The sequence below is a fragment of the Pseudomonas nicosulfuronedens genome (assembly GCF_005877905.1).
Classification (GTDB): domain Bacteria; phylum Pseudomonadota; class Gammaproteobacteria; order Pseudomonadales; family Pseudomonadaceae; genus Pseudomonas; species Pseudomonas nicosulfuronedens.
Map to the genome: position 1 here is coordinate 40,203 of NZ_SWDV01000018.1, position 24,574 is coordinate 64,776.

The following is a 24,574-nucleotide window of genomic DNA, read 5'->3' on the forward strand; positions in this document are numbered from 1 at the left end:
GATGTCCCACGAGCTCAGCCAGCTGCGCAAATTCGTCTCGCCTGAGATCATTTTCGGTGCCGGATGCCGGCACAATGTCGCCAATTACGTAAAAACCTTTGGCGCCCGCAAGGTGCTGGTGGTGTCGGACCCCGGTGTAGTCGCTGCCGGCTGGGTCGCTGACATCGAAGCCAGCCTGGCCGCCCAGGACATTGCCTTCTGCCGCTACACCGATGTGTCGCCCAATCCGCGCGTGGAAGAAGTCATGCGCGGCGCCGACGTCTACCGCAGCGAAGGCTGCAACGTGATAGTCGCGGTCGGCGGCGGCAGCCCCATGGACTGCGCCAAGGGCATCGGCATCGTCGCCGCCCACGGCCGCAACATCCTCGAGTTCGAGGGGGTGGACACCCTGCGCGTGCCCAGCCCGCCGCTGATCCTGATTCCCACCACCGCCGGCACCTCGGCAGACGTTTCGCAGTTCGTGATCATCTCCAACCAGGACGAGCGGATGAAGTTCTCCATCGTCAGCAAGGCAGTGGTGCCCGACGTGTCGCTGATCGACCCGGAAACCACCCTGACCATGGACCCGTTCCTCTCCGCCTGCACTGGCATCGACGCGCTGGTGCACGCCATCGAGGCCTTCGTGTCCACTGGCCACGGGCCGCTCACCGACCCTCATGCGCTGGAAGCCATGCGGCTGATCAACGGCAACCTGGTGCAGATGATCGCCAATCCGGCGGACATCGCCCTGCGCGAGAAGATCATGCTCGGCAGCATGCAGGCGGGGCTGGCGTTCTCCAACGCCATTCTCGGCGCGGTGCACGCCATGTCCCACAGCCTTGGCGGTTACCTCGACCTGCCGCACGGGCTGTGCAACGCGGTGCTGGTCGAGCACGTGGTGGCCTTCAACTACAGCGCCGCGCCGGAACGCTTCAAGGTGATTGCCGAGACCTTCGGCATCGACTGCCGTGGCATGAACCATGCGCAGATCCGCCAGCGCCTGGTGGAGCACCTGATCGCCCTGAAGAATGCCGTAGGCTTCCACGAAAGCCTCGCCCTGCATGGCGTGGGCAGTTCCGACATTCCCTTCCTCTCGCGCCACGCGATGCAGGACCCGTGCATCCTCACCAACCCTCGCGAGTCCAGCCAGCGCGATGTCGAGGTGGTGTATGGCGAGGCCCTCTGACGAGCAGCAGCAACAGGCCCTGGCCGGGTTGCTCGGGCTGGGCAGCCATTCCGCGCGCAAGAGCCACTATCCCGAGCTGGTGGCGCGGCTGGACGAGCTGGGGGCCGAGCGCAACCGCTATAAATGGCTGTTCGAGCATGCCGTCCACGGCATCTTCCAGGCCAGCCTGAGCCAGGGCCTGCGCGCCGCCAACCCGGCGCTGGCGCGGATGCTCGGCTATGACGACCCGCAGCAGGTGCTGTGGAACCTGCAGGACATGGCCAGCCAGTTGTTCGTCGGCGGCGAGGCGGAGATGCGTGGCATCCGTGCGCTGCTGCGCGAGGGCAGTGGGCTGTTCGGCTACGAGACGCGGCTGCGCCGCCGCGATGGCAGTCATGTCATCGTGCTCATGAACCTGTTGATGAAACCGGACGAGGAAGGCCTGGTGGAGGGCTTCGTCGCCGACATCACCGAGCGCGTCCAGGCCCAGCAGCGCCTGCAGAACCTCAACGAGGAACTGGAGCAGCGCGTCGCCGAACGTACCCGTGAGCTGGAAGGGCTGAACCAGCAACTGCGCGAGGCCCGCGACGCCGCCGAAGCCGCCAACAACAGCAAGGACAAGTACCTGGCCGCCGCCAGCCATGACCTGCTGCAACCGCTGAATGCTGCGCGCCTGCTGGTTTCCACCTTGCGCGAACGCAAGCTGCCGGACGCCGAGCAGGTACTGGTGGAGCGCACGCACCAGGCGCTCGAGGGCGCCGAGGACCTGCTCACCGACCTGTTGGAAATTGCCCGCCTGGACCAGAGCGCGATCCGCCCGGACCTGGAGGTGTATCCGCTGGACGAACTGCTCGGCCCGCTGGTCTCGGAGTTCGACGAAGTGGCCCGCGCCGCCGGGCTGCGTCTGCGCTCACGGATTCCCGCGCTGGCGGTGCGCACCGATCACCGCCTGCTGTCGCGCATCCTGCGCAACTTCCTCAGTAACGCATGCCGCTATACCGAGCGCGGCAGCGTGATGCTCGCGGCGCGCCGCCGCGGCGATAGCGTCAGGCTGGAAGTCTGGGACACCGGACGCGGGATTCCGGCGGACCAGCTGGAAGCCATCTTCCTCGAATTCAACCAGCTCGACGCCGGCCGCGCGGCCAGTCGCCGGGGTGTCGGTCTGGGGCTCGCCATTGTCGATCGCATTGCCGGCATCCTTGGCTGCCGGGTGCAGGTGCGCTCGGTGCCGGGGCGTGGTTCGGTGTTCGCCATCGAAGTGCCGCTGGTACGAGACCTGCCGCAACCAGGGCTGGTCGAGAGCGGCCCGCGGCCGGTGACCGGCGACCCGCTGCCGGGCCGGCGCCTGCTGGTGATCGACAACGAGGAAGCAATCCTCGCCAGCATGGCGGCGCTGCTCGGGCAATGGGGCTGCGAGGTGCTGGTGGCGACCAGCTATGAGGAAGCGCTGCAGGCGCTGGATGACAAGGCGCCGGAGGTGATCCTGGCTGACTACCACCTCGACCAGGGGCGTACCGGGTGCGAGGCGGTGCGCGGGTTGCGCGAGTATTTCCGCCGCGAGCTGCCGGCGCTGATGATCACCGCCGACCGCAGCGACGACTGTCGCCGCGCCCTGCAGCGGTTGGGGATGCCGCTACTGAACAAACCGGTGAAGCCGGGCAAGCTGCGCGCGACATTGAGCGTGCTGCTCAGCCATTGAAGGGGCGCTGGTCGATCAGCCGTTCTTGCGCCCGAGCATGCCGTTGACCTTGTCGCGCAACGCGTCGATGGAGAAGGGCTTGGCGATCATCGACATGCGCGTGGCCAGCTCGCTGCCATCGATGTGGACGATCTCGGCGAAGCCGGTGGCGAACAGGATTGGCAGCTCCGGACGGACATCCCGCGCGGCGCTGGCCAGCTCCTCGCCGTTCATGCCCGGCAGGCCGACGTCGGTCAGCAGCAGGTGGATGACGGTGTCGCCCTGCAGGATCGGCAACGCCTCTTCAGCATCCTCGGCTTGCAGTACCTGGTAGCCGATCTCCTCCAGCACTTCCACGGTGAGCATGCGTACCAGGTCATTGTCCTCGACGACCAGGACGCACAGTGGTTGGTTGGCTGGTTCATTGGGGGGCGTCGGGACGTCGGGAATGCTGACCACTGAGTTGCCTCTCGGGAAATAGAGTGTGACGCAGGTACCCTGGCCGGGTTCGCTGCGCAGGCGGATGTGCCCGCCGGATTGTTTGATGAAGCCGTAGACCATCGACAGCCCCAGCCCGCTGTTGGGGCCGATGCCCTTGGTAGTAAAGAAGGGGTCGAAGACATGAGGCAGGGTTGCCTTGCTCATGCCCTGGCCGTTGTCCTGCAGGGAGAGGGCGAGGTAGTCGCCAGCCGGCAGGTCATGCTCGCCGGTGAGGATGTCCTGGTGCTGCAGGGTGATCTCCAGGCGGCCGCCGCCGGACATGGCATCGCGGGCGTTCTCCACCAGGTGGAGCATGGCCTTGTGCAACTGGTCGCGGTCGGTCAGTACGCTCTGCACGTCATCCAGGGCGAGCGTCAGGGCGACGTCGGGGCCGGCGTATTCGACCAGCTCATCGCGCCAGTCGCGCAACTGTTGGGCGAGGTCCACCGGGTGCATCGCCAGCGCCTGGCGACGGGCAAACGCCAGCAGGTTGTGGGTCAGCTCGGCGGCGCGCTCGGTGGCCTGGGTGGCAGCGTGAAGGATGTGGCTCAGCTCCGGCTGGGCGTTGGCTGGCGCGCGACGGGTGATCAGGTCGAGGCTGAAGCGGATGCTCGCCAGCAGGTTGTTGAAGTCATGGGCGATGCCACCGGTGAGTTGGCCGACGGCTTCCATGCGCTGGGCATTGAGCAGGGCAGCCTGCGCCTGCTCCAGCAGCAAGGCGCCGCGCTTCTGCTCGGTGATGTCGCGGCCGCAGCCGTAGATCACGCCCTTGTCCTCGGTGGCGTGCCAGGAAATCCAGCGGTAGCTGCCATCGGCGTGGCGCATGCGGTTCTCGAAGTGCTGCAGGCGCTCGCCGCGGGTGAGGGTGGCGCGGATGTCGATGCTCGGCGCGAGGTCGTCCGGATGCACCAGCTCTTCGCTGCTGCGGCCGGTGAGCTGCTCCTCGCTCCAGCCCAGCAGGCTGCCCCAGGCGGGATTGACGCTGCGCAGTACGCCCTGGTGATCGAGCACGCAGAGCAGGTCCTGGCTGACCGTCCAGACGCGGTCGCGCTCCAGGGTGCGCTGGCGGGCTTCCTCCTGTACCGCTTCCTTCTGCCGGCGTTCCTCCGTGCGCTGGCTGGCGGCCGCCAGCGCATGGCCGAGCAGGGCGGCCAGTTCCTTGAAGAAGGTCGCGTAGTGCTCGTCCAGGCGTCGGCGCGGGCTGATACCGAACACCGCGAGGCTGTCGACGTGGTCGGATAGCGGGGTGGCATAGGTGCTGTCGAGCACTTCCGGCCAGGGTGCGAAGGCGCGCACGTACTGGCTGCCCAGCGGGGACTGATGGGCTTCCTTCAAACCGTTGAACAGGTGCAGTGGGTCGTCGTCGAGCGTCAGTTGCGCTGGCGCGAAACGGTCGCTGGTGTCGGTGCCGCAGGAGCCGAGCAGGGTGCCGGCCTGGTAGAGCAGGCAGAAGGGCACGTCATGGTTGGCTTCCGCAAGCAGGGCGAAAGCGCGGGCGCAGATCTGCGCGCTGTCCTCGGCCTGCCCGAGACGTTCGGCCAGGCGCGTGAGCAGGCGCTGGCGGCGTTGTTCGATGACGTTGCCGGTGGTCTCGACGGCGGTGTTGAACAGGCCGACGGGCTTGCCGTCCTGGCCGAAGATCGGGCTGACGTTGTAGGTGAAGTAGGCTTCCTCGACGTAGCCGAACCGCACCATGGGCAGCAGGCGATCTTCTTCGTGGGCGGCGACGCCGGTCTGCAGGATGCCGTTGTACATGGGGTCGAGGATCGACCAGATATCCGACCAGGCGACGTGGGCCGGTTGGCCCAGGCAGGCGGGGTGCTTGTCGCCGGGAATGGCACTCCAGGCATCGTTGTACAGCAGGATGAATTCGGGGCCCCAGTAGATACACACCGGCAGGCGCGAGTTCAGCCCGACTTCGAGGATGCCCTTGAGGATGGCCGGCCATTGATCCATGGGGCCGAGCGGGGAGGATGCCCAGTCATGCTGACGAATCAGCGGCGCCATGGCGCTACTGCTGTTGAGGAAATCGCCTGGCGAAATAGGGGTGTCCCCCTGGGAGCTTGGCATCGAGCAAATCCTGCGATCGATTGATCTTCTGTTCCTTGTCGGACGTTGGAAAGGCCCCGTGACAGAAGATTCCACTTTTCTCCGTGGCCGGTCGCAAATAATTCGAACGCCCGTGCGGGGTCGCGTGTCAATTGGCCAGCCGGTGTGTAGCCTACAACGCTTCACGTTATTATTTCTGCCGTTTTAAGAGCGTTCTTACAATAACTTCAAACACTTACCTGGCTTTCTTGCCGTCGCTGCCACACCGGCCGATTGCTTCCAGGGAAGGACTGCATCAGGGAATCCATCGATGAACCAGAAAGTCGTCGCCGACGAAAGCGCCTTCCGCCGCATCCTCGCGCGCAACATGGCGCTGCCGCTGGGCATCTGTTTGCTGGGAGCGGTGCTGTTCATCGGTCTGATTCTCTACATGCTCGACGTGCTGGGGTGGGTCGAGCACACCGATCGGGTGATCTCCAGCGCCAACGAGATGCAGCGCCTGAGCGTGGACCAGGAAAGCGGTCTGCGCGGCTTCCTGATCACCAATGATCCACGCTTCCTCGAACCGCTGGAGCAGGCGCGGCCGCGCATCAATTCGGGGCTCAAGAACCTCGCCGAACTGGTGGCCGACAATCCCCCGCAGGTGGAGCGCGTGCAGCGCCTGGGTTCCATGCAGGAAGAGTGGTTGAGCTTCGCCCAGGAGATGATCCAGCTGCGCCGCAGCGGCCAGGACGTGGCGGACGCCATCAAGGCCGGGCGCGGCAAGAGCATGATGGACGCCATCCGCGTCCAGTACGGCGCGATGATCAACACCGAGCAGCAACTGCGCCACGACCGCAACCAGTTCGCTTCGACCCTGTCCACCGGCGTGGTGGTGCTCTACCTGGTGTTCAGCATCGTGGTGGGCACGCTGCTGGCCTACTTCGGGCGCCGGCAACTGGTCAGCCTGTCCGAGTCCTACGCCGAGTCCCTGCGGCGGCAGGTGCTGCATAACGAGCAGCTGCAGCAACAGGCCTGGCTGCGCGATGGCCAGAGCCGCCTGAGCGAGCAGTTGATCGGCCAGCAGTCGCTGCCTTCGCTGGGACGCAACCTGATGGAGTTCCTCGGCGAGTTCGTCGGGTCGCCCATCGGTGCGTTGTACGTGCGCGATGACCATGGCGGCCTGCTGCGCGGCGCGACCTTCGGCTTCGCCCGCGAACAGGAAGGCGTGGAATATTTCGCCGCCGATGAAAGCCTGATTGCCCAGGCCGCGCGCCAGCGCAAGCTGCGTGTGCTGGACGGGTTGCCGGCGGACTATCTGAAGGTCAATTCGGCGCTGGGCAACGGCTCGCCGGTGAGCGTGGCGCTATTGCCGTTGCTCAATGAGGGGGGCGTGGTCGGCGTGCTGGAGCTGGGCTTCCTGCGCTCGTTGAGCGACCGCGAGCAAGCGTTCCTCCAGGGCGTGGCCGACACCCTGGGCAGTGCCGTGGCGGCGGCGCTGCATCGCCAGCGCCTGCAAGACGTGCTGGCGGAAACCCAGCAGCTCAACGAAGAACTGCAGGTGCAGCAGGAAGAGCTGAAAACCGCCAACGAGGAGCTGGAGGAACAGTCGCGGGTCCTCAAGGAGTCCCAGGCGCACCTGGAGGCCCAGCAGGCGGAACTGGAGCAGACCAACGAACGTCTCGCCGAACAGACCCAGGAACTGGCCGCCCAGCGCGACGACCTCGACGGCAAGAACACCGAGCTGAACCAGGCTCGTCTGGACCTGCAGGGCCGCGCCGACGAACTGCAGCGCGCCAGCCGCTACAAGTCCGAGTTCCTCGCCAACATGTCCCACGAGCTGCGCACGCCGCTCAACAGTTCGTTGATCCTGGCGCGCCTGCTGGCGGACAACGAGCAGGGCAACCTCGATGACGAGCAGATCAAGTTCGCCGAGTCGATCTATGGTGCCGGTAACGACCTGCTCAACCTTATCAACGACATCCTCGACATCTCCAAGGTCGAGGCCGGCAAGCTCGAGGTGCGCCCGGAGAATGCCCACGTGCGGCGTCTGGTGGAGGCGGTGGAAACACTGTTCCGCCCACAGGCCGATGACAAGGGGCTGCGCTTCGTCGCCGAGGTCGAGGAGGGCGCGCCGACGCTGCTCTACAGTGACCGCCAGCGGGTCGAGCAGATCCTCAAGAACCTGCTGTCCAACGCCTTCAAGTTCACCGATGCCGGGGAGGTTTCCCTGCGTGTGAGCGCCGCACCCGAGGGCCTGCGCTTCGATGTGCGCGACAGCGGTATCGGCATCGCCGAGGACCAGCTTGCGCGCATCTTCGAAGCCTTCCAGCAGGCCGATGGCGCCACCAACCGTCGCTACGGCGGTACCGGCCTGGGCCTGTCGATCTCCCGCGACCTCGCGCACCTGCTGGGTGGCAGCATCATCGTCAGCAGCGAGCCGGGCAAGGGCAGTGTGTTCAGCCTGCTGTTGCCACTGAACTACCAGGCGCCTGCCGAAGAGAAAATCGTCAGTGCGCCCGCGCCAATCGTGGCGCCGGCCCCGGTCGCGCCGCCGGTGGTGCGCGCGCCGGCTGCGGCGGCCTTCGCCGACGACCGCGAGCAGGTCAATGTGGGGCAGCGTTGCGTGCTGGTGGTGGAGGACGAGCCGAAGTTCGCCCGCATCCTCTATGACCTGGCCCGCGAGCTGGGCTATCGCTGCCTGGTCGCCATGGGCGCCGAGGAGGGCCTGCGCCTGGCCGATGAGCACGGCCCCGACGCCATCCTGCTGGACATGCACCTGCCCGACGAATCCGGCCTCGCCGTGCTGCAGCGCCTGAAGGCCAACCCTCGTACCCGCCATGTGCCGGTGCATGTGGTGTCGGTGGAGGATCGCAGTGAAGCGGCCCTGCACCTGGGCGCCATCGGTTATGCCTTGAAACCCACTACCCGCGAGCAACTGCGCGAGGTGTTCGGCAAGCTGGAAGCCAAGCTGACCCAGGAGGTCAAGCGCATCCTGCTGGTGGAGGACGACCCACTGCAGCGCGACAGCGTCTCGCGCCTGATCGGCGACGACGACATCGAAATCACCGCGGTGGAGCAGGGGGCGCAGGCCCTGGAGCTGCTGCGCAAGAACATCTACGACTGCATGATCATCGATCTCAAGCTGCCGGACATGCAGGGCAACGAACTGCTGCAGCGCATGGGCGAGGAGGACATCTGCTCCTTCCCGCCGGTGATCGTCTACACCGGGCGCAACCTGACCCGTGACGAGGAAGCCGAGCTGCTCAAGTATTCACGCTCGATCATCATCAAGGGCGCGCGCTCGCCGGAGCGCCTGCTGGACGAAGTGACGCTGTTCCTGCACAAGGTCGAGTCGCAGCTCTCCAGCGAACGCCAGCGCATGCTGCGCACCTCGCGTAACCGCGACCGCGCGTTCGAGGAGCGGCGCATCCTGCTGGTGGACGACGACGTGCGCAATATCTTCGCCCTCACCAGCGCCCTGGAGCACAAGGGCGCGCGGGTGGAAGTGGCGCGCAACGGCCGCGAAGCGATCGAGAGGCTCAATGAAGTGAGCGACATCGACCTGGTGCTGATGGACGTGATGATGCCGGAGATGGACGGCTACGAAGCGACCCGGCTGATCCGCCAGGACGCGCGCTGGAAGAAGCTGCCGATCCTCGCGGTGACCGCCAAGGCGATGAAGGACGACCACGAGCTGTGCCTGCGCGCGGGCGCGAATGACTACCTGGCCAAGCCCATCGATCTGGATCGCCTGTTCTCCCTGGTCCGGGTCTGGCTGCCGAAGCTGGAGCGCATCTGACATGCCCGATCGCAGCCAGGATATCGAGCTGCGCCTCCTGATCGAGGCGATTTACCTGAAGTACAGCTACGACTTCCGGGATTACTCCGGCACCTCGCTCAAGCGCCGTGTGCTGCATGCCACCAAGCTCTTCGAGTGCCGCAGCATATCGGCGCTGCAGGAGCGCATCCTGCACGACCCGCACGCCTTCCATGAGCTGCTGCAGTACCTCACCATCTCGGTGAGCGAGCTGTTCCGCGACCCCAGCTACTTTCTCGCGCTGCGCCAGGAGGTGGTGCCGGTGCTGCAGACCTACCCGTCGCTGCGCCTGTGGGTGGCGGGCTGCAGCACCGGTGAGGAAGTGCATTCGCTGGCTATCCTGCTGCACGAGGAAGGTCTGCTCGAACGCACGCTGATCTATGCCACCGACATCAATCCGCGCTCGCTGGAACAGGCCCAGCGCGGTATCTACGCCGTCGAGGATCTGGCCCAGGCCAGCGAGAACTACCGCGCGGCCGGCGGCAAGGGTTCGCTGTCGGACTACTACACGGCGGCCTACGACGGCGCGTTGTTCGACAAGATGCTGCGCGCCAACGTGACCTTCGCCGACCACAGCCTGGCCACCGACAGCGTGTTCTCCGAGACGCACCTGGTCTCCTGCCGCAACGTGCTGATCTACTTCAACCGTCAGTTGCAGAACCGTGCCATCGGGCTGTTCCACGAATCGCTGTGCCACCGGGGTTTTCTCGGCCTGGGCAGCAAGGAAAGCCTGGACTTCACCGACTTCGCCTCGGAATTCGAAGTGGTGAATCGCCGCGAGCGGGTGTTTCGCAAGCGATGAGCGCGCAACGCACGATCCAGGCCGTGGTCATCGGCGCCTCTGCGGGCGGCGTGGACGCCCTGTTCCAGCTTTTCGGCGGGTTGCCGGCGGACTTCGCCTTGCCCATGGTGGCGGTGCTGCACCTGCCGGAAAACCATGAGAGCCAGCTGGTGGACCTGTTCGCCCGGCGCCTGGCGATCCCGGTGCAAGAGGCCCGTGACAAGGCGCCGGTGGAAGCCGGCACGCTGTACTTCGCCGCCGCCGGCTATCACCTGTCCATCGAGCGGGAACGCACCTTCGCCCTGAGTCGCGAGGCGCCGAGGAACTTCTCCCGGCCGTCGATCGACATCCTCTTCGACTCGGCGTCCGACGCCTACCGGGAGGGGCTGGCGGGCATCCTGCTCACGGGTGCCAACCAGGATGGCGCCGAGGGGCTGGTGCGCATCCAGCGCCAGGGCGGGCTGAGTATCGTCCAGGACCCGGCCGAAGCCGCCGTGTCCACCATGCCGGAGGCGGCGATCGCATTGCATGCCCCGGACCACATTCTTCCGCTGCGTGAGATTCACGCGCTCCTGACCCGAATGGGCACCCCACATGCTGCGTAACCAGGGAAGCAAACTGCTGATCGTCGATGACCTGCCGGAGAACCTGCTGGCACTGGAGGCCTTGATCAAGGGCGAGGGTCGCGAGGTATTCAAGGCGTCCTCGGCGGACGAGGCGCTGTCGCTGCTGCTGGAGCACGAATTCGCCCTGGCGCTGCTCGACGTGCAGATGCCGGGCATGGACGGTTTCGCCCTGGCCGAGCTGATGCGCGGCACCGAGCGCACCAAGAATATCCCCATCGTCTTCGTCACCGCCGCCGGGCGCGAGCTGAACTATGCCTTCAAGGGTTACGAGAGCGGCGCGGTGGACTTTCTCTACAAACCGCTGGACAACCATGCGGTGCGCAGCAAGGTGAACGTCTTCGTCGATCTGTACCGCCAGCGCAAGGTGCTGGCACGGCAGCTGGAAGCGCTGGAGCAGGCGCGTGCGGAGCAGGACGCACTGCTTGCCGAGCTGCGCGAAACCCAGGTGGAACTGCAGCGCGCGGTGAAGATGCGCGACGATTTCATGTCTATCGTTTCCCATGAACTGCGCACGCCGCTCAATGGCCTGATGCTCGATACCCAGCTGCGTCGGTTGCACCTGGCCAAGGGCAAGCTGGAGCACTTCGCGGCCGACCGCCTTGGCGTGCTGTTCGAGCGCGACGAACGCCAGCTTACCGGCCTGAACCGACTCATCGAAGACATGCTCGATGTCTCGCGCATTCGCACGGGCAAGCTGTCCATCCGCCCGGAACCGGCCGACCTCGCCGACATCGCCCGTCGCGTGCTGGGCAACTTCGCCGTGCAGGCCCAGGCTGCTGGCTGCGAGCTGAGCCTGAATTCACCCGAGGTGGTGGAGGGCGTATGGGACGCCTACCGATTGGAGCAGGTGATCAGCAATCTGGTCAGCAACGCCTTGCGCTATGGGCCCGGCCAACCGGTGGAGGTGACTGTCGCAGTGCAGGAGGGACAGGCGCAGCTCTGCGTACGCGACCATGGCGACGGCATCGGCGTCGATGAGCAGCGGCGCATCTTCCAGCAGTTCGAGCGCGGTGCCGGCGCGGCTCGTATCGCTGGGCTGGGTTTGGGGTTGTACATCTCCGAGCAGATCGTCCAGGCCCACGGCGGTCGTATCGAGCTGCGCAGCGAGCCCGGGCAGGGCGCGGCGTTCAGCCTCTACCTGCCGCTGGATTGAGCGCCGTCTGGCGGCATCTCCGATGGGGCCGTTACGCCTATGCTTTGCTCCAATGAGCCAAGAGAGCCGATCTGATGCCCGACACGACCGCCAGCACCGCCCAACTCGTCGAAGATGCGCGCTACCGCCTGCTGGTCGAGGCGGTTACCGACTATGCCATCTATATGCTTGACCCCGATGGCCGGGTCAGCAGCTGGAGTTCCGGAGCGCAACGGCTGAAGGGCTACGCCGCCGACGAGATTCTCGGCGAGCATTTTTCACGCTTCTACACGCCCGCCGACCGTGAGGCCGGGCTGCCCGAGCTGGCCCTGGGTGAGGCGGCGCGGGTCGGCCGTTACGAGAGTGAAGGATGGCGTCTGCACCGGGATGGCAGTTCGTTCTGGGCCCACGTGGTGATCGATGCCATTCGCAGTGCCGATGGCGAGCTGCTGGGTTTCGCCAAGATCACCCGCGACCGCACCGAACAGCATGAAACCGAGCAGGCCCTGCGGCGCAGCGAGCAGCAGTTCCGTCTGCTGGTCAATGGCGTGACCGATTATGCCCTGTACATGCTCGATGCCGAGGGCCATGTCACCAGCTGGAACTCCGGAGCCGAGCGGATCAAGGGGTATCACCCGGAGGAGATCATCGGCCGACATTTCGACGGCTTTTACTGCGACGAGGACCGCCAGGGCGGCGTCCCGCAGGCCAGCCTGGATACTGCGCTGGCCGAGGGACGCTACGAGGAAGAGCGCCTGCAGATGCGCAAGGACGGTTCGCGCTTCTGGGCCAACATCGTCATCGACCCGGTGTTCGACGACACCGGCAAGCTGCTGGGCTTCGCCAAGATCACCCGCGACATCACCGACAAACGTCGCGCCCAGGAGGAACTGGAGCGCGCCCGCGACGAGCTGATCCAGTCGCAGAAGATGGAGTCCCTCGGCCAGCTCACCGGTGGGGTGGCCCATGACTTCAACAACCTGCTCACGGTGATCCTCGGCGGCCTGCAATTGCTGGAGCGGCAGCTGCCCCGCGATAACGAAAAGGTCCAGGGCATCTGGCGCAATGCCCTGGAAGCGACCCGCCGTGGTGCCCAGCTGACCCAGCGGATGCTGGCCTTCGCCCGCAAGCAGCGGCTGTTCCCGCAACCGATCCAGCTACCCGCGCTGCTGCAGGACATGAGCGAGCTGCTGGTCAGCTCCCTGGGGCCGACCATCGCCCTGGAAACCCGCTTTCCGCTGCAACTGGACTGCGTGATGAGTGACCAGAACCAGTTGGAGCTGGCGATCATCAACCTTGCCACCAACGCCCGTGACGCCATGCCTGGCGGTGGCAGCATCACCTTTTCGGCGCGCAACGCCCAGGTCGGGCCGCGCCAGAGCGGCAAGCTGACAGCCGGTGACTATGTCTGCCTGGCAGTCACCGACTCCGGGCAGGGCATGGACGAGGAAACCCTGCGCCGCGCTGCCGAGCCCTTCTTCACCACCAAGGCCACCGGCAAGGGCACTGGCCTCGGGCTCTCCATCGTCCACGGGCTGGCCCAGCAGCAGGGTGGTGCCTTGTTACTGCGCAGCACACCCGGCATGGGTACCACGGCGGAGATCTGGCTGCCGGCGGTCAAGCCCAAGGCGGAATCGCCGGTGCCGGAAGTGGCCACTCCGATTGAGATGAGTGCTGACCCGGATGAGCCCCTGGGCCTTCGGGTGTTGGTGGTGGACGACGACGCGCTGGTGCTCATGGGCACCAGCGCGCTGCTGGCCGATCTGGGGTGCCAGGTTTCCCGTGCCGAGTCAGCGCGCACGGCGCTTGGCTTGCTGGAGCAGTCACCGTTCGACCTGCTGATCACCGACTTCGCCATGCCGGACATGGACGGCATGCAGCTGATCCAGCAAGTACGCTTGCTCCAGCCGGCGCTGACCTGCGTGCTCACCACCGGTTACGCCGGTCGTCCTGACATCCTCGCCGACTCGGTCCCGCGACTGCCCAAGCCGTTCGACCGCGAGCAGCTGTATTCCCTGTTGCGGAGGGTCAGGGGCACGGGTTAGGGGATCGCCCCTGGTCCACCGCGAGGGAGCCGTCGTGGGGGATCAGCGTCGCAGGTTCAAGCCTTCCGAGGTTTCCACCTCGATCAGTGAACCGGGGTCTTCATTGCCCGGGTCGTTGATCAGCGCGTCCAACTCGCCCTGCGGCATCAGCCCTTCGCTTCGTGCTCGACAGTTGAGCAAGGACAGCAGCTCCCGTTGGAACTGCTGTTGTTGGTCCTCGGACAGGGCGGCCAAGCCGTGGTTGAGGATGTACTGGGCGAGTATCGCCGGGTCGCCGTTGGCATCCAGCGTTCCTTCGTCGAGCAGACGACGAAGCCCGTCGGTGAGTTCCACGTCCTGATGATCGTTCCAGCCCATCGTCGGCACCTCCTTCGATTGACTAAAACCCGATGACCGGGTGGCGCAGGGAGTCGGGACGAGCGCGCGCCGTGTTCAGGTAAGACTGGTGGCACGGCTCGGCTGTTCGGAGAAAGGGGACGAACGGTTTATCCGCAGCGCGACAGGTCAGGGCGCGTCGCTGCTGACAACCCGGTTGCGGCCGGCCTGCTTGGCGCTGTACAGGCGCTGGTCGGCCTGCTTGAGCACGGCATCGGACGGACGCGATGTGCCGCCGCTCTCGGCCACGCCAATGGACAGGGTGACCTTGCCCACCTGCGGAATCAGCGTGCCGGCGACTGTCTCGCGGATACGTTCGGCGATGCTGCGAGCGGCTTCCAGGCTTGTCCCCGGCAGCAGCAGGACGAACTCTTCACCCCCGGAGCGGCAGGCCAGGTCTTCGGCGCGGGAAGAGTCGCGCAGCACGCTGGCGACCTGGCGCAAAGCTTCGTCGCCGGCGTCGTGACCCCAGCTGTCGTTGACCTGCTTGAAGTGATCGATATCCAGCAGCAGCACCGCATAGGGTAGGGCAGACTGCTCGAGTGTTATCAGGGCCGCACTCAGTGCGCGGCGGTTGGCCAGGCCGGTGAGGGCGTCGCTCTGGGCTTCCTGGCTGAGCCGGCCGAGCTTCTGCTGCATGAGCCCTACACCCGTCAAAAGCGCCTGTCGAATGGCTGCGGCCTCGCGGTACCAGGTATTGATGGCGCGCAGCTCGCCCGGCGTTTCCGGCGCCGACAGGCGCTCGGCACTGTAGGCCAGTTGCCGCAACGGCCGGGTGATCAGCAGGGCGCCGCCCCAGATCAGCAGCACGCCCAGCAGGCTGGCGGGGATCAGGCCGAAAAACATGTCTTTCATCAGCAGGCCCAGCGGGGCCAGGCTCAGGTCGCGCGGCTTCTGTGCCACCACCGCCCAGTTGGCTTCGGGTACCTGGGCGTAGCCGGCGAGCATTTCCATGCCCTGGGTGTTCTGCACTTCCATCGAGCCGGTTTCGCCTCGCAGGGCGGACTCCACGGTCGGATTGTCCTTGAGCAGTTCGCCCACACGCTGAGCCTCGGGGTGGTGGAGCAGGCGGCGGTTGGCGTCGGCGACAAAGGCATAGGTGCCCTCGTGGTGGAAGTGGCTGCCGATGATGGTGTGCAGCACGCTCTGCTTGAGGATGTACACCGAGCCTCCGACCAGCCCGAGGTATTCGCCGGAGGGGCTGATGATCGGCTGGGAGATGAACACCACCAGGTTGCCGGCAATGGATACGTAGGCCTGGCTGACTGTCGGGCGCTTGAGTTGCAGCGCCTGTTGAACACCGACCGAGCGCAGTGTGGTGCCGACTATCTGCAGGGAGTCGGGATAGGCCTCCAGTACCTTGCCCTGGGCGTCGACGACGGCGATCGAGTTGAAGTAGGTGTCCTGGGATTGCAGGCGCATCGCTTCAGCACGCAATACGGCGTGGTCGCCCTGGTGCGCGGCGAGGATATTGGCGCTGAAGGCCAGGTTGCGCTGCGCCGAATGAATGAATTCGCTGATGCTCGAGGCGACTTTGGCGGCATAGGCGCGGTTGGCTTCCAGGGTCGAGTGGATCAGGGCCGAGCGTTGCACGGTATAGGCCACGTACAGGCTATTGCCGAGGGTTGCCAGGGCGGCAAGCAGGACAAAGACCAGGATCAGTACGCGCAGGGTCAGGGGCTTGCGGCTCCAGCGCTTCATGCGGCCACCGTGGACGGGCGACGAGTGCCAGGGGCGTCGTCGAGGGGCCGGAGCGCTGCGCCGGGGCGCGATGTCAGGGGGCTGTCCATGGGGCCGGGTCCGTGCTGGGGCGGGCTGGCTGGTTCGTCTGTCCTCGACGGGTCGAGTTTCAGGATAGGCAGGGATGCGCCGCCAGTCACATGTTCCGCGCGGATCAGGCGTCCAGGCGGATCAGTGCATCCAGCAAGCGGTAGGCGGCAGAGGCTGTCTGCTCCTGTCAACAACGCAAAGGGGCGTTTCGTAAATTTAGTAAATAATAGTGATTCGCATCTGCATATGGATACCCTCTATACGCCTGAGTCGACCCGATCGACCGGGGGAGTCCGCGAATACTGCGCCGCCGGGGAGGTCGACTTGCCCCTGCAGTTGCGTGGAGAGCACACATGGAGTCCCTATTCACCCCTAATCGCCTGGCGCTGGCCATGGTCCTGTCGTTTCAGCCGTTGGCCGTGATGGCCGCCGATGCCGAGATCCCCGGTGACGTCGTGGAATTCGGCGAAACCGTCGTCACCGCGGAGCAGGAGGCCAAGCAGGCGCTGGGCTCCTCGGTGATCACCGCCGAGGACATCGAGCGCCACCCGCCGGCCAACGACCTGTCGGAGATCATCCGTCGCCAGCCCGGCGTGAACCTGACCGGCAACAGCGCCAGTGGTGCCCGCGGCAACAACCGGCAGATCGACCTGCGCGGCATGGGCCCGGAAAACACCCTGATCCTCATCGACGGCAAGCCCTCCAGTTCGCGTAATGCCGTGCGCTATGGCTGGAACGGCGACCGCGATACCCGGGGCGATACCAACTGGGTACCGGCCGAGGCGGTGGAGCGAATCGAGATCCTTCGCGGTCCGGCGGCGGCGCGCTATGGATCCGGCGCCATGGGCGGGGTGGTGAACATCATTACCAAGCGCCCGAGCGAAGAGCTCAAGGGGCAGGTCAGCCTTTACACGCTGATGCCCGAGGACAAGGCCGAGGGCGCCAGCCAGCGCGCCAACTTCAACCTCAGCGGCGCCCTGGCGGACAACCTGACCTTCCGCACCTACGGCGGTCTGTCGAAGACCGATGCGGACGACCTCGACATCAACGCTGACCAGGCCAAGGCGGCGCTGCCGGCCGGTCGCGAGGGTGTGCGCAACAAGGACATCGACGGCCTGCTGAGCTGGCGGGTCAACGACGAACACACCCTGGAACTGAGCGCCGGCTATGGGCGCCAGGGCAACATCTATGCCGGCGACACCATGAACAGCAATGGCGGCGGCGACATTGACTACATCTCCAGCCTCTACGGCCACGAGACCAATGTCATCCAGCGCAGTACCTGGGACCTGACCCACCTCGGCCACTTCGACTGGGGCACCACCAAAAGCTCGCTGAACTATGAGTACGTGCGCAACTGGCGGATGAACGAAGGCCTGGCCGGCGGGCCGGAAGGCTCGATCAACGATACCGGCGCGGCCATGTCGCGGTTGCGCAATACCCGCGCCAGCAGCGAGGTGAACCTGCCGCTGGCCTGGGGCGAGACCCCACACATGCTGACCCTTGGCGGTGAATACCTCTACGAGTCGCTCAACGACCAGGGCTCGTTCCGCCCGCAGAGCTTCGATCCGAGCAACGGCTCGGGCGATGCGATTGCCGGATTCGACCGCTCCGATTCGAAGATGACCGCCAGCAGCAACGCATTGTTCGTCGAGGACAACATCCAGTACGGCGACACCACCCTGACGCCCGGCCTGCGCTTCGACCACCACAACCAGTTCGGCGACAACTGGAGTCCGAGCTTGAACCTGGCGCACCAGATCACCGACGCGCTGAGCATCAAGGGCGGCATCGCCCGCGCCTACAAGACGCCGAACCTGTACCAGTCCAATCCCAACTACCTGCTGTACAGCCGCGGTAACGGCTGCAGCGTGAACCAGACCAACTCCGGTGGTTGCTACCTGGTGGGCAATGCCGACCTGAAGCCGGAAACCAGCATCAACAAGGAAATCGGCCTGCTCTACGACAAGGGCGACTGGCGCGTCAGCGGAACCTACTTCCGCAACGACTACAAGAACAAGATCATCGGTGGCACCGATGTGCTCTACACCATCAACAGCGGGCGCCGTGTCACCCAGTGGGTGAATGCCGACAAGGCGCTGGTAGAGGGTGTCGAGGGCAACTTCTTCGTCGAGCTGACGCCGACCCTGGACTGGAACACCAACCTCACGGTGATGATGAAGAACGACGATCGCGACACCGGCGAGCCGCTGAGCGTGATTCCCAAATACACGGTCAACACCACACTGGACTGGCAGGCCACCGACCAGCTGTCGTTCCAGCTGGCCGGCACCTACTACGGCAAGCAGGAATCGCCCAGCTACAACTATCGCCTGCAGGAGGACTACGACGAGGCCGCACAACAGGATCTCGATCCCTATGGCCTCGTGGATGTCAGCGCCGGCTACGCCTTCACTCGGAACTACAAGGTGCGGGTGGGCGTGAACAACGTCTTCGACAAGCAGATCTATCGTGAAGGCAATGCCAGCAGCGCCGGCGCCAGTACCTACAATCAGCCGGGGCGGGCGCTGTTTGCAGCGGTGGATTTCACCTTCTGACGACGCCCATGAAAAAGCCCCGCATCAGGCGGGGCTTTTTCGTCTTTGCTCAGGCAATCAGTTGCTGGCAGCGGCGGCGGCCATGTCCGACACGCTTTCGCCACGGTGTGCGCTGAATTGCGGAGCCAGGGAGCCGGCGATCATGCCGATGGCGCTGCAGATCAGGCCCACCAGCTGCGGCGGCCAGAAGTCGCCTTCCTGGTGGCCCAGCTCCAGCGATACCCAGCCGATCAGGCCGCAGGCGATGGCGGTCAGGGCACCCTGGGTAGTGGCGCGCTTCCAGAACAGGCCGAAGAACAGCGGCACCACGGCGGCGACCAGGGTCACCTTGTAGGCGTTGCCGACCATCTCGTAGATGCTGGCGTTGGACAGCAGGGCGAACAGGCAGGTGGCGACGGTCATCGCCAGCACGCTGCAACGCATGGCCAGCAGGGCCTGGCGGTCATTCATGTTGGGCAGGAAGTGCTTGACGATGTTCTCGGTCAGGGTCACCGACGGGGCCAGCAGGGCACCGGAGGCGGAGGACATGATCGCCGAGAGCAGGGCGCCGAAGAACATGATCTGGGCGAACAGCGGGGTGCGTTCCAGGATCAGGCGCGGCAGGATCTGCTGGGAGTCTTCGGTCAGCCAGTGCTTGACCATCTCCGGCTCGATCATCTGCGCGGCGTAGATCAGGAAGATCGGCAGCATGCAGAAGACCAGGTAGCAGCAGGCACCGGTCATGGTGGCGCGCTTGGCGATCGTCTCGGTCTTGGCCGACATCACGCGGGCATACACGTCCTGCTGCGGGATGGAGCCGAACATCATGGTTACCGCGGCGCCGAGGAAGGCGACGATGTCCTTGGCCGAGGTGCCGTGCAGGAAGGTGAACTTGCCTTCGCTGGCGGCATGGCTGATCACGTTGACCGGGCCGCCGGCCATGTCGCCGATCAGCCAGACCAGGTAGAACAGGCCGCAGACGATGATGATCATCTGCAGGAAGTCAGTCAGCGCCACCGACCACATGCCACCGAACAGGGTGTGCAGCAGGACGATGATGGTGCCGATGATCATGCCCTGGGTGGTGGTGATGCCGCCGTCGGAGAGCACGCTGAAGACCACGCCCAGCGCGGTGATCTGTGCGGCGACCCAGCCCATGTAGGAAATGATGATCACCAGGCTGGTGAAGATTTCCACGTGCTGGCCGAAGCGCTTGCGGAAGAAGTCACCGATGGTGAGCAGGTTCAGACGGTACAGCGGGCGGGCGAAGACCACGCCGACCAGCATCAGGCAACCGAAGGAGCCGAAGGGGTCTTCGATGATTCCGGCGAAGCCTTCTTCGAGGAAGGTGGCCGGAATGCCCAGCACGGCTTCGGAGCCGAACCAGGTGGCGAACACCATGGTCACGACGAGGGGGAAGGACATGCTACGACCGGCGGCCGCGTAGTCCGAGGAGTTGTGCACGCGGGTGGTGGCGTAGAAACCGACAGCTACGGTGATCACCAGATACACCGCTACAAACCAGATCAGCATTTGTTCGTTCCGTTGGCTCGCCGGGAACCGTGCTGCCGAGACGAAACTCAGGCAGGTGGGCCACGACTGACAAAGTTGTTTTTGTTGGGTTGCGCGGCCAAGGTCATCCGGTGCACCAGGCAGGGAAGCCGGAAAACGTAACCAGTTGCGACAACGGGCCGCAGTCTGCCAAATCCGTTAAATATGTCAAACACTTGAATCGATCATGAGCGAAAAAAATTACATCCTTAGACGAATGGTGTAGCTAAAGGATTGATTTGATTGGTTGCTAACGATCTGGAGTGACCGTTTAGTCGTTTATTTTTTACAGTCGATGTTCGATAAGCAGAACATTCGCCAAGCCGCTAGGCTCTTGGCACGGCACGCTTTGGAAGGACGTTCATGTTCGAGCATCTCGATCTCGCCCAACTGCTTTCCAGCTACGGCTATCCGGTGCTTTTTCTCGGTTGCCTGCTGGAGGGCGAGTCGATGCTGCTGTTGGCGGGCATCGCGGCGCATCAGGGGCTGCTTGGTTTCTCGCCGGTGGTGGTGTGGGCGACGCTGGCGGGAACCCTGGGCGATCAGTTGCTCTTCTGGGCCGGCCGGCGCGCGGGCGACCGTGCCGTACCCTGGCTGCAACGACGCGGGCTGGCCATCGAGCGGGTCACCGCTCTGATCGAACGCTATCCGCATCTGTCGATCTTCGCGGTGCGCTTTCTCTACGGCATGCGGCTGGCCGGGCCACTGCTGATCGGCGCGAGCCGGGTAGGCCCGCTGCGCTTTCTGCTGATCAACCTGCTCGGTGCCTTCTGCTGGGCGCTGCTGTTCGCAAGCGCCGGCTATTGGGCCGGCCAGTTGCTGGAGCAGTGGTTGGGCAATCTGCGGCCTTATCGGCTGCCGGTATTCATCGCGGTGGTGCTGGTGTTCGCCGGTCTGGCGTTGTGGCGCTACGTGCGGCATCGCCACAAGCGCAAGCTCGACACCTCCGCGAACTGATCGCCAAGTCCTTGATACAGAGCGGTTTGGATTCGTGCGCGGGGCGATTAGAATCGCCGCTCTTTCGTTCAAGGACGCTGTCATGAGCCTTCACCAGCCCGGCATTCTCGCCACCCCGGTTCCCGCCCACGCCCGCCACCTGTTCTTCGATCTGAAGTCGCTGCAGGACCTGCCTGCCGCGCTGGATCGCCTGCTGCAGTTCGCCGATGGCGAGCGCGCGGTGGTTGGCTTCGGTGAGTCGCTGGTGCGTGCGCTCGGCCGTCGTATCGAGGGGCTGCGCGAGTTCCCGGCGATCTCCGGGGTGGGCGTCGACAACCCGTCGACCCCGCATGCCCTGTGGGTCTGGCTGCGTGGTAACGAGCGCGGCGAGCTGCTGCTGCGTACCCAGGAAGTCCAGGCCCTGCTGGCCCCGGCTTTGGAGCTGACCAGCCTGACCGAAGCCTTCCGCCACGGCAGCGGCCACGACCTGACCGGCTACGAGGACGGTACCGAGAACCCGCAGGACGACGACGCCATCGCCGCCGCCATCGTCGAAGGTGAAGCCGGGCTGGCCGGCGGCAGCTTCGCCGCGATCCAGCAATGGCGCCACCAGTTGCAGGACTTCGCCGCGCTGCCACAGCACGAGCGCGACGACATCATGGGCCGTCGCCTGAGCGACAACGAAGAACTGGACGACGCGCCGGAGTCCGCCCACGTCAAGCGCACCGCCCAGGAGAGCTTCGAGCCGGAAGCCTTCATCGTGCGCCGCTCCATGCCCTGGACCCAGGGCCAGGACGCCGGGCTGATGTTCCTCGCCTTCGGCTGCACCCTGGATGCCTTCGAAGTGCAACTGCGCCGCATGAGCGGGCTGGAGGACGGCATCACCGACGCGCTGTACCGCTTCAGCCGACCGCTGACCGGCGGCTACTACTGGTGCCCGCCGCGCAAGGATGGGTTGCTGGATTTGAGTGCATTGCTGGGCTGATCCTTTGCCGCACCTCGAAAGCCCCGCCAGCGTGCGGGCTTTTTGGGGGCAGGCTAGTGTGCGGGCATTTGGCGATGCCCTCTCCCTAACCCTCTCCCTGAAGGGAGAGGGGACTGTCCCGAGCGGACGGAACATTCCGTGCTCGCCGGCTGACTCCGCAATATCACTACACACCAAACGGCTCCCTCTCCCTTCAGGGAGAGGGCTGGGGAGAGGGGCCGGAGAAGGCGCGCGCTGCGCTTGTTGTCAATGGCACCCCGATCTTCCGCGGAATTGGCTGTTGGTCCGCCACCTCGCGAGGCGTAGCGTGAATCCCACGACCTGACCACCCGAGGATTCCACCATGCTCGCATCCACGTCCCTGAAGTTCCTGTTCGCCGGCCTCGGCCTGGCCCTGAGCCTGCCCGTTTTCGCCCATGGCGACGGTGCCAATGCCGAGAAGATCGAAGTCCAGCAGGAGCAGAAACTCCCTGACGCCGCTGGCAAGAAAGGCCTGATGATCACGGTTTCCTACGAGCCCGGGCAGGCCTCCGGCGCCCATGTGCACAGTGGCTCGGTGTTCGCCTACGTGCTCGAAGGTGCAGTGATCTCCCAGTTGGAAGGGCAGAAGCCGGTGACCTACCAGGCCGGCCAGTCCTGGTACGAGGCACCGAACACACCACACCTGGTGTCGCGTAATGCCAGCAACCAGAAGCCGGCCAAGCTGCTGGTGTGGATGCTGCTGGACGAGAAAGCCCCGGTGCTGACGCCGCTGAAACAGTGAGCGCAATGAAGAACCCCGCCAATTGGTGGGGTTGTTCGTAGCGGGACAGGTGTTATGCCGGCCTTTTGTCGTCCGTCACGCTGGCATCGGCGGATAACCTGTTCCAGGTTATGCGCCCTGCGCGAGTCGATCTCACGCCTGTGTGCCCGGCACCTTGCGGGGGGCCATGAAGAACATCCAGGCCAGCGCGAGGAAGTACATGGTCGGGATGATGGTGAAGAGGATCGCGTAGTTGTTGTGGGTGACGGTGAGGATGTAGCCGACGACCTGGGTCATGAACATGCCGCCAATCGCCGCGAACATGCCGCCAAACCCGAAGACCGTGCTCATCAGGTGCTTGGGCGTGTAGTCCATCACCAGGCTCCAGATGTTCGCCGTCCAGGCCTGGTGCGCACCCACGCCCAGGGCGATGGCGGCCACGGCGATCCACAGGCCGCTGGCCTTGGCGGCGAAGATCACGCCGATGATGGCGCAGGCGCAGATGAACATCGACAGCAGGCGTGCGTGGATGGAGTTCATGCCGCGGCCAATCAGCCACGACGACAGGATGCCGCCGCCGATGCTGCCGAAGTCGGCGGTCAACCAGATCAGCATCAGCGGGATGCCCATCTGGGTGACGCTGATGCCCAGGCCGTACTGCTGGTTGAGGAAGGGCGGCAGCCAGTAGAGGTAGAACCAGAACACCGGGGCGGTCAGCGAATAGGCCAGGGCGAAGGCCCAGGTGCCGCGCATGCGCAGTACGGCGGAGAAGGGCACACGTTCGGCGGGCGGCTCGTCGGCTTCCTGGATGTAGTCCAGTTCACTCTGCTTCACCGTCGGGTGCTCTTCGGGGTTGAAGTACTTCAGGCTCCACAGCACCACCCAGACGAAGCCCAGCGCGCTCATGCACAGGAACGCCGCCTGCCAGCCCCAGACCGAGAGGATCAGCGGCAGCAGGGCGGGCGTAACCATGGCTCCGACGTTGGTGCCAGCGTTGAAGATGCCGGTCGCCACCGCGCGTTCACCGGCCGGGAACCACAGGCGCGTGGTCTTCACGCAGGCCGGGTAGTTGGCCGCCTCGGTCAGGCCGAGGATAAAGCGGCAGACCATGAAGCCGGCTGCCGAAGTAGCGAGGCCATGGGCGCCGGTGGCGAAGCTCCACAGCAGCACGGCGAAGAAGAACGCGCGCTTCACGCCGATGCGGTCGATCAGCCGGCCCTGCAGCACAAAGCCGATGGCGTAGCCTACCTGGAACCAGAAGTTGATGTTGGCGTAGTCCATGGCCGTCCAGGCCATCTTCTCGGCGAGGATCGGCTGCATCACGCCCAGGGCGGCGCGGTCGATGTAGTTCAGGGTAGTGGCGAAGAACACCAGGGCGAGCATGCCCCAGCGCACCTTGCCGACGGCCATGGCGCCACGCACCTTGCCGAAGAAGGAGGAACCGTGCGGAGCGACGGCGGCGAGGGGAGCGGATTGCGTATGGATCATGATCGGGGCCATCCGTTATCGGGCTGACGCGCAGCCTCAGGAATTATTGTCGTGCCGCAGGCGTTCCCCGTGCTCCACCGCCGATCGGCGTGGACTTGAGGAGGGGCATGCGGTGGCTGGCGAAAATCAGTGGGCGCGATGGCGGCCGAGCAGGCTGCATAACCCTGGCATCAGGCGGGCCAGGACGGTTTGCGGATGAGGGATGGAAGCAGCGAGGCGAGGGTGGGGGATGTACATGAGCATTTACCCGTTCTTGAAATTGTTATGGATGACACGCAGGCCATCTCGCAGCGGCTGTCGTTGTTCCAGGGATTGAGGCAGGTCCCCGGGCAGCCGGATTGCGTCGACGTGGCTAAATCTTGAGCAGCGACCGGAGGAGCGTCAATTCGATAAACGGCCTTTGGTTCGGTAATCGAACACAAAACTAACCAGTTAGTACACTTTAAATTGCTGCCG

General features: G+C 65.0%; 16 protein-coding genes. 11 read left to right on the plus strand and 5 right to left on the minus strand.

Translation table 11 applies throughout. From position 1 onward, the window contains the following. Window position 1: 1 nt before the first annotated feature. A complete protein-coding gene (ercA, locus tag FAS41_RS15680; protein WP_138523790.1) occupies window positions 2–1,165 on the plus strand; it encodes an alcohol dehydrogenase-like regulatory protein ErcA in 1,164 nt (387 codons plus the stop codon). Further along, window positions 1,149–2,843, plus strand: coding sequence for a PAS domain-containing hybrid sensor histidine kinase/response regulator (locus tag FAS41_RS15685; protein WP_138523792.1), 1,695 nt, complete (start codon window positions 1,149–1,151; stop codon window positions 2,841–2,843). Before ercA ends, FAS41_RS15685 begins: the two co-directional genes overlap by 17 nt. 15 nt (window positions 2,844–2,858) lie before the next feature. On the opposite strand, the gene FAS41_RS15690 is transcribed toward FAS41_RS15685, so the two are convergent. After that, window positions 2,859–5,372, minus strand: a complete 2,514-nt coding sequence (locus tag FAS41_RS15690; protein ID WP_138523794.1) for an ATP-binding protein — start codon at window positions 5,370–5,372, stop codon at window positions 2,859–2,861. A gap of 289 nt (window positions 5,373–5,661) precedes the next feature. Between FAS41_RS15690 and FAS41_RS15695 the strand changes: the two genes are divergently transcribed. The 5 genes from FAS41_RS15695 (at window position 5,662) to FAS41_RS15715 (ending at window position 13,734) form a co-directional block, all read left to right on the plus strand. Continuing rightward, complete coding sequence (locus FAS41_RS15695) at window positions 5,662–9,132, plus strand: response regulator (RefSeq protein WP_138523796.1); 3,471 nt, start codon at window positions 5,662–5,664, stop codon at window positions 9,130–9,132. A gap of 1 nt (window position 9,133) precedes the next feature. Beyond that, on the plus strand, window positions 9,134–9,952 hold the full coding sequence (locus FAS41_RS15700; protein ID WP_138523798.1) for a CheR family methyltransferase: 819 nt from the start codon (window positions 9,134–9,136) through the stop codon (window positions 9,950–9,952). Then, window positions 9,949–10,536, plus strand: a complete 588-nt coding sequence (locus FAS41_RS15705; RefSeq protein ID WP_138523800.1) for a chemotaxis protein CheB — start codon at window positions 9,949–9,951, stop codon at window positions 10,534–10,536. The genes FAS41_RS15700 and FAS41_RS15705 overlap by 4 nt, the downstream gene beginning before the upstream one ends. After that, the gene (locus FAS41_RS15710; protein ID WP_138523802.1) at window positions 10,526–11,710 is read left to right on the plus strand and encodes a hybrid sensor histidine kinase/response regulator; all 1,185 of its coding nucleotides are present in this window, start codon (window positions 10,526–10,528) and stop codon (window positions 11,708–11,710) included. Before FAS41_RS15705 ends, FAS41_RS15710 begins: the two co-directional genes overlap by 11 nt. 74 nt (window positions 11,711–11,784) lie before the next feature. Next, on the plus strand, window positions 11,785–13,734 hold the full coding sequence (locus tag FAS41_RS15715) for a hybrid sensor histidine kinase/response regulator (protein WP_138523804.1): 1,950 nt from the start codon (window positions 11,785–11,787) through the stop codon (window positions 13,732–13,734). A gap of 42 nt (window positions 13,735–13,776) precedes the next feature. Here FAS41_RS15715 and FAS41_RS15720 read toward each other — a convergent pair whose 3' ends face one another. Together FAS41_RS15720 and FAS41_RS15725 are read right to left on the minus strand one after the other, a co-directional pair. After that, complete coding sequence (locus FAS41_RS15720) at window positions 13,777–14,091, minus strand: hypothetical protein (RefSeq protein WP_138523806.1); 315 nt, start codon at window positions 14,089–14,091, stop codon at window positions 13,777–13,779. Window positions 14,092–14,238: 147 nt separating this feature from the next. After that, the gene (locus tag FAS41_RS15725) at window positions 14,239–15,810 is read right to left on the minus strand and encodes a sensor domain-containing diguanylate cyclase (RefSeq protein WP_138523808.1); all 1,572 of its coding nucleotides are present in this window, start codon (window positions 15,808–15,810) and stop codon (window positions 14,239–14,241) included. A 422-nt stretch (window positions 15,811–16,232) separates the two neighbouring features. Here FAS41_RS15725 and FAS41_RS15730 point away from each other — a divergent pair, with 422 nt between their 5' ends. Next, window positions 16,233–18,437: a TonB-dependent siderophore receptor gene (locus tag FAS41_RS15730; RefSeq protein ID WP_138523810.1), complete on the plus strand. Its 2,205-nt coding sequence runs from the start codon at window positions 16,233–16,235 to the stop codon at window positions 18,435–18,437. Between the two features lie 57 nt (window positions 18,438–18,494). On the opposite strand, the gene FAS41_RS15735 is transcribed toward FAS41_RS15730, so the two are convergent. Further along, a complete protein-coding gene (locus FAS41_RS15735; protein ID WP_138523812.1) occupies window positions 18,495–19,949 on the minus strand; it encodes a high affinity choline transporter 1 in 1,455 nt (484 codons plus the stop codon). Window positions 19,950–20,330: 381 nt separating this feature from the next. Between FAS41_RS15735 and FAS41_RS15740 the strand changes: the two genes are divergently transcribed. From FAS41_RS15740 to FAS41_RS15750, 3 genes are all read left to right on the plus strand, one after another. Continuing rightward, window positions 20,331–20,924 (plus strand): DedA family protein, encoded by a 594-nt coding sequence (locus FAS41_RS15740; RefSeq protein WP_138523814.1) that lies wholly within the window; start codon window positions 20,331–20,333, stop codon window positions 20,922–20,924. Between the two features lie 82 nt (window positions 20,925–21,006). After that, on the plus strand, window positions 21,007–21,888 hold the full coding sequence (locus tag FAS41_RS15745) for a Dyp-type peroxidase (protein WP_138523816.1): 882 nt from the start codon (window positions 21,007–21,009) through the stop codon (window positions 21,886–21,888). A 343-nt stretch (window positions 21,889–22,231) separates the two neighbouring features. Then, complete coding sequence (locus FAS41_RS15750; RefSeq protein ID WP_138523818.1) at window positions 22,232–22,651, plus strand: cupin domain-containing protein; 420 nt, start codon at window positions 22,232–22,234, stop codon at window positions 22,649–22,651. A 132-nt stretch (window positions 22,652–22,783) separates the two neighbouring features. On the opposite strand, the gene FAS41_RS15755 is transcribed toward FAS41_RS15750, so the two are convergent. After that, window positions 22,784–24,118, minus strand: a complete 1,335-nt coding sequence (locus FAS41_RS15755) for an MFS transporter (protein ID WP_138523820.1) — start codon at window positions 24,116–24,118, stop codon at window positions 22,784–22,786. Between the last annotated feature and the right edge of the window lie 456 nt (window positions 24,119–24,574).